Genomic DNA, 7522 nt, shown 5'->3' on the forward strand with positions numbered 1-7522 from the left:
TTGAGAAATCAAAATCAAAAAGAACTGGGCATAAATAGCCCTGTTCTTTTTGATTCCTACAGTTTTTTTTAAAGAGAGCTTTGCCCACATGTCCATCAAGCTAGTAAAAATAAATACCCCAAAAATGGTAAAATTGACATCCCTAGAGTAAAAATGTAAAAAATTATTGTATAGGGGGCAGCATAAAACCTTAGCTTGATAGCGATGGGGTACCGCCACATCGCTATCAAGCTAAGACGTTACACTATCCATAAAGCAAAAAATACGTTATCCCTTCCTCTGATTCTGCAGAAAGAATAGCGTATTCTTTCATTTTAAAAAGAATTTTATTTTCTTAGCTTGATAAAGATGTGGTGCTACTCCATTAGTAAAACAAAGAATTTAATTAGCTCACTAAAAAAGTGACTTTAAGTAAGAGGTATATATACGGAATACCATTAGCATTTCTCTCATTTTCCACTTTAATGTATGGAATGAATTATTTGACGCAAATAACTTCTTCTAACTAAAACTGTAAATAAATGGAAGTATAAGAAACTAATTGTAAATATAAATAATACAACTCCTACTAGTACACTAAGAATAGATAGTATCGCATTCACTTGTTTACTTTCTAACCATTTTAATAACGGGGAATCAAATATAAAAGGTCGATATGCGTTTGTATAATCATTTGGAATTATCTTTGTAAGTTTTTTAGCCACATTTTTATAAGCACAACGAGTTAGCGGCCCGTTAGCGTATGAACAGAGTGTAGCAAGCGGCGAGTCATAGTCGATAGTGAACTTCTGTCATATTTATAAAGAATAATAAAATTTGAGTGGGATCCTGCTGGATTAATAGCTATGTCATAAAAATCATGACATTTTGACACTACCGTATGTGACAGAAAAACACTTAGTATCAAAGAGCAGTTTTTAACACATTAACAATAAATGAGGAGGGGGAGATTTTCATTGCGTATGATAAAAAATTTAAAGAGGCATGGAAGGAGAAATAGGTATGACCTATTTATGAAAAATAAACCAGTAACGAGAGTTTTTTAAGGAAAAGAAGCAATTTCTATGATTAACATACATGTGGAAAAAGAGGAATTTACCATTTGTTAGAACTCAATAGCTTTTGTGAAAATAATATTGAGTAAGATAATTGCAAATTTACCTTGTTTTTATCTGAATTTTCCGATTTGATTATTTCAACTTTATGAAGATAGTAGCTAGAAAATTTGTGTGATAGTATTTTAAATAGAAAAAAAAGACAATTCTGAAAAGGGGGGTGTAATTTGGATGGTTTAACTATTGTGAATTTTAGGGTTAGATAGCTATTAATGGATTATTTTCATTGAGTAGAGTTTTAGCTTGTAGAATATGAAAATCAAAGAAAGTTTTTCAGATAAATTAATGAAATATTATCTTTTTTTACTGTGGTTGTAATGACGATATAACTAGAAATCATTTAATTTGTCCACGTTTATAGGTGAAAAAGATTATTTAGAGTCAGAAGTGAATGTATAAAAACTGAAAATAAATATATTTGAATGCATAAATTATACCAATGATATTAAATTTTATAGTTATTGAAGTTTGAATACTATTAAATTTCGGATGGATATATGTAGAGTTATAAATTATATGCAAAAAAGAGGTATTGTGTACACGAAAACATCCGTTTTAGTAAATTTAAGGAGCACATTTTATGAAAACTACCGATTCACAAGGCCTATTAGGAAATAGGGTTTATTTACAAGTTTTTTCTGCCTATTCATTGCTTATGCTTGGTGTTTTTATTGATATGTTAGCGATTATGACTATAGTTGGGTTTGAATGGGAAGTAGATCCTACTATGATTGGATTGATCCCTGTTGCATATGCACTTCCTGGAATTATTTTTGGCTCATGGGCAGGTGTTATTGCAGATCGTTTTCGAAAAATTCCAATTATGATGTTCTGTAATTTGATGGTTGGTTTAATAACAATTGCTCTTTTATTTGTACAAAATATCCACTGGCTCTTAGTGGCATTAATGATTCGTTCCATTTTTATTGTTTTCTATTATCCTGCACAACAAACACTAACAAGACAAATTGTATCCCCAGATTTGCTTACTAAAGCAGTAAGTATCAACGGAATAGTAGAGCAGGGTACCAAGATAGTAGGCCCACTTATAGGGGGCATGTTGCTGAGCTGGTTTCAGCCAGAGTTCTGCCTAATTATAAGAGCTATAAGTTGTTTATTAGCTACTTTAGTTCTGATACCCACAATAAAATTCAAAGAAACTATATCAAAAGAACTTGTTGAAAAGCAAAAGCAAAGCACTTGGGCTGCTTGGGTACAAGGGTGGGGCTATGTGTTATCTAATCGGATAATATTATCAACTATGATTTTCGTTACAATAGCCATGGCAGTATTACAATTAGTAGACTCACAATTCCCGACTTTATTTAAGAGCTTATTCCCACATGATAAAAGTAAAATGGGATATATCATTTCTATTATTGGTCTTGGCGGAATACTTGGTGCATTACTAACTCAGAAATTAAAACAATTTCAATATGGTTGGGTAGTATGTGGAGGCATGGTTTTAATGGGAATTGGTTTTGGAGGGATTGGTTTGATAACGCCCGGTACGGTCTTCGTTTTGGCCTATCTGATTAGTTTTATCGCTGGTATTGGAAGTGGGCTGATGCTTGTATCTAATCAAGTCATTTTACAAATAGAATCTGATCAAGATCAAGTAGGAAGAGTATTTGGTATTCAAAGCAGTTTAACAAACGCAGTTCTAATTATTTCTCCTGCTATGAGTGGCCCATTAGTGCATTTGTTTGGAGTAACTCAACTCTATGTTTATGGCGGGATTGGGCTTGTTGTCATTGGAGTAATTGGAGTTTCACTGCAGAAATATTTATGGGCTAAACATAAACACGAACCTATAAGAGCAAATAATTTTTGAAGGGAAGATTTTTTATGACCAATGAGGAAAGTTATCCATTAAGTCACCCGCAGCGAAGAATATGGTATACAGAAGTTATTCATTCTGATAAAGGGATATGTAATTTAAGATTTTTATTTAAACTTCATCGAAAAATGAATTATTCAAAATTAAACCAAGTTGTGAATCGTGTTATCAGTGAAAATGACGGTCTATGCATTAGATTAAAAGAAAATGGGCTTCAGGAACCTAAACAATATTTTATTAAACATGAAGAACAAGAATTTGAGTTTTTCGATTTCAGTAATGTGGAGAATTCAGATTTACTTGAGGAATGGATTGAGCAGAAAACAAAAGAAACGTTTACATTATTTAATTCGGATTTATACTATTTCGCCTTAATAAAATTAAACGATAATGAATGTGCAGTCTTTGGAAATGTTCATCATATTATCATGGATGGTTTATCAATTCAAATATTTACTGAGCAGATTGCAAAATATTATTATGAAATGCATAACGAGACTGAGGAAGGCGAAATTAAAAATTCATATGTTCAATTTCTGGCTAATGAACAAACATACTTGAATAGTAGTCGCTTTCAAAAAGATCAAAAATTCTGGTTAGAGGAATTTAAAACACTTCCATCTGTGACCGGATTGAAGCCCTATAATACGTACCAAGTTAGTACCAAAGCATCACGCGAAACGTTTATATTATCGGAGCATTTGAAGAGAAAAATAGAATTGTTTTCCGGAAATTACAAATTTAGTTTATATACTCTTTTTGTCGCTGCTTTCTCGTTGTCCATGTATCGGTGGACTTCATCGCTTGATATTGCATTAGGAATGGCTTACGGCAACCGTATGACTAAAATGGAACGAAAATTGATTGGAATGATGGTGAGTACAGTTCCTTTAAGAATGGATATTGATCCAGAAGAAGAAGTGCTTTCATTTATTGGTAGGGTGTCCAGAAAACAAAGTAAATCATTAAGACATCAGAAATATCCATTTGATTTATTATTAAAGCAGATTAATAAAGAGAATAACAGCAATGTGAGACTTTTCGGAACTACGATTGATTATAGGGATCGTGATGAAAGTGGTGACTCACTATGGATTGCAAACCGTGAAGAAGTACAAGATTTTGCAGTGCATATTGAAAATCTAATTGATATAGACTCTTTGCATGTACATATTGATTATCGTGAGGAGCTATTTTCTAAGGAAGAGATAAAACGCTTTTTTAACGTTATGTTAGCGATAATGGAAAACACTTTTGAAAACCCAAAGCAGAAGGTAGCTGAAATCGAAATTATTTCTGATGAAGATAAAAGAAAAAGTTTAGTTGAGTTCAACAATCCTAAGCTGGATTTCCCACCTCGGGAAACTCTTCATGAATTGTTCGAACGACAAGCAATGATTTATCCAAACGCTATTGCAGTTACGTATGAAAAAGAAAAAGTTACTTATAGGCAACTTAATGAACGTGCAAATCAGTTAGCTCATTATCTGCAGAAAAAGGGAATAGGACCTGATACTTTAGTTGGACTGTGTGTTGAACGTTCTCTCGAAATGATTGTAGGTATTTTAGGGATTTTGAAGGCTGGTGGGGCTTATGTTCCGCTTGATCCAACATATCCAGAGCAGCGACTTCAATATATTTTAGAGGATGCTAGCATTCAGATATTCGTAACGCAAGAAAGTTTAAAAGAATTGAAATGGTTACCAGAAAATGTTGAATCGATTTGCCTGAATCGTGATCAAGAAGAGATTGGGAAAGAAAGTAAGACCTTGCCGGTTTCTGATGTGAATTCCCAAAATCTAGCTTACGTAATCTATACTTCGGGATCAACAGGGAATCCAAAGGGCGTTATGATAGAGCATCACAATGTCATTCGGTTATTTAAATCGACGGATTGTTGGTATCAGTTTAATGAAAAAGATACTTGGACGCTTTTTCATTCTTATGCATTTGATTTCTCAGTATGGGAAATTTGGGGAGCATTATTATATGGTGGAAAATTAGTTGTTGTTCCGTACTGGATTAGTCGATCGCCAAAAGATTTTTATCAATTATTGGTGGAGGAAGAAGTCACAGTTCTAAATCAGACACCTTCCGCATTTCGACAATTAATACGAGTGTGTGAACACGAAGATAAGAATAAAAACTTGCAGCTGCGTTATGTGATATTTGGCGGAGAAGCGTTAGAACCCATTAGCTTGTTACCGTGGTTTCAAAGATATGGGGATAAAGAACCACAGCTAATTAACATGTATGGAATTACAGAAACTACAGTTCATGTTACATATTATCCAATTACTCTAGATGATGTACATCATGCTTCGAGAAGTAATATCGGAAAACGGATTCCAGATTTAGAAGTGTATATATTAGATGCTTATCAACAACCTGTTCCTATAGGTGTAGATGGTGAGCTTTATATTGGCGGGGCAGGGCTTGCACGTGGGTATTTAAATAGACCTGAATTAACAGCAGAGCGCTTTATAACTCATCCATTTAGTAGTGATCCGAAAGCTAGATTATACCGGACAGGAGACTTAGCGAGGTATTTGCCAGATGGGAATCTGGATTATCGTGGAAGAATTGATCATCAGGTTAAAATACGTGGTTTCCGAATTGAGATTGGGGAGATTGAGTCTACTTTAAATGCATATGCATCTATAAAAGAGGCAGTTGTAATTGTAAGAGAAGATCAACCGGGTGATAAACGATTAGTAGCTTATGTTGTAGGAGATGGAAATGTCGGTGCGTGGAGAGAGTATCTTAAAGCGAAACTACCGAGCTATATGGTACCTTCGGGATATGTGATGATGGAAGCCATTCCACTTACAGCTAACGGAAAAGTTGATCGTGAGGCCTTACCTATGCCGGAGGAAAAGCAGATTAATAGTGAATGTATTGGCCCTCGGAATAGTAATGAACAGATACTGGCTACCATTTGGAAGCAAGTATTAGGTATTAAAAAGGTGGGAATCTATGATAATTTCTTTGAAATTGGTGGCGACTCGATTCTCAGTATTCAAATCATATCTCAAACAAGTCAAGTGGGGTTAAAACTTACTCCGAAGCAAATGTTTGAATGCCCAACTATTGCCGAGCTGGCACAAGTGGCTATAGAAACGCAGGGAGTACAAGCGGAGCAGGGGATTGTGACAGGAGATGTGCTTTTTACTCCAATTCAGTACTGGTTCTTCGAGCAAGAACATCCACATCCAGAGCATTGGAATCAATCAATGCTTTTAAGAGTAAAAGAGAGATTGGATGTGAAGTTACTAGAGGGAGCAATATTAAATTTAATCAAACATCATGATGCTTTACGTTTTCGGTACGAGCAGTTACCAAACGGAACATGGAGGCAGAGAAATGAAGGGACAGATGAGCTTTCAGTACTCCATGTTGTAAAACGGAACAAAGTTAATGAAAAAGAGTGGAATAAAATAATACAAGAAGAGATGAACATTAATCAAGCTAGTTTCAATTTAGTTACTGGTCCGTTAATGAGAGTAGTTTACTTTGAGGATAACTTGACTGGAAATGATCGAATATTCTGGGTGATTCATCATTTAGTAGTAGATGGAGTATCGTGGAGAATTCTATTGGAAGATTTACAGGTGGTATATAACCAGATGAAACAAGGTCAAGGAATTCGCTTACCTGCGAAAAGTACATCTTTTAAAGAATGGTCTGAACGACTCCAGACATACAGTGATTCGGGTATTTCAAAAGAAGTGCAGGATTATTGGAATGAACAAGTAGAAAAAGAAACGATGACAATTCCAATGGACTATCCAATACAAGAAACAACAGAAGAATCGATTGATCAAGTGACGAGGACTTTAGGGGTAGAAGAAACACAAGCATTGTTACACGAAGTTCCAGTCACTCATAAGACAAGGATTAATGAGGTACTATTGGCGGCATTAGGACAAGCTATCGTCGATTGTACAAATCAGCAAACGGTTTCTATTCATCTAGAAGGACACGGGAGAGAAGAGATGATTGAAGGTATTGATTTATCACGGACAGTGGGCTGGTTCACGAGTATTTATCCTGTTCATCTAAATTTTCAAGGAACTAAAACACCAATTGAAGGCTTAAAGGCTGTCAAAGAACAATTGCGTCGAATTCCGAATCACGGAGTAGACTATGGTATTTTACGTTACTTGAATAAAGAAATACTTCCGTTTTATCAGCAAAAGCCTTCAATAAGCTTTAACTATTTGGGCCAATTTGATCAGGTGTTTTCAAAGGAATCTTTGTTTATGCAAGAGGCAGGGTTTACATTATTAGATCATGCTCCAGATTCCAAGCCATCTCATCTAATTGATGTTATCGGAATGGTGAAAGATGAAAAGTTACATTTTATTTGGATGTATAGTAGAGAACAGTTTTCTAAATTAAAAATTCAAGTAATAGCAGATGGTATGTTGAGGCATCTTCGCCAACTTATAAATAAACCAACAACAGAGTCTGCTTTTACGGTATCAGATTTTGCTGATGCAGAGAATCTAACGGAAGAAAGCTTGAGCAAAGTCTTACTTAAATTAACAAAGAAGAGGGTGTAAAA

At 34.7% G+C, this 7522-nt stretch carries 2 protein-coding genes and 1 pseudogene; 2 read left to right on the plus strand and 1 reads right to left on the minus strand.

Annotated features, from left to right (window positions below; translation table 11 throughout):
- Positions 1–500: 500 nt before the first annotated feature.
- Positions 501–707, minus strand: a pseudogene (locus tag ILS93_RS23755) (ABC transporter permease); the annotation flags it as partial.
- A gap of 988 nt (positions 708–1695) precedes the next feature.
- On the opposite strand from ILS93_RS23755, the gene ILS93_RS23760 reads away from it, so the two are divergent.
- Both ILS93_RS23760 and ILS93_RS23765 read left to right on the plus strand, forming a co-directional pair.
- The gene (locus tag ILS93_RS23760) at positions 1696–2949 is read left to right on the plus strand and encodes an MFS transporter (RefSeq protein ID WP_088047353.1); all 1254 of its coding nucleotides are present in this window, start codon (positions 1696–1698) and stop codon (positions 2947–2949) included.
- A gap of 14 nt (positions 2950–2963) precedes the next feature.
- Entirely contained in the window at positions 2964–7520 is a 4557-nt protein-coding gene (locus ILS93_RS23765) for a non-ribosomal peptide synthetase (protein ID WP_222661455.1), read from the plus strand.
- The last annotated feature ends 2 nt before the right edge of the window (positions 7521–7522 follow it).

Origin of the sequence: Bacillus sp. 16GRE42 (assembly GCF_019837435.1) — a bacterium.
GTDB lineage: Bacteria > Bacillota > Bacilli > Bacillales > Bacillaceae_G > Bacillus_A > Bacillus_A wiedmannii.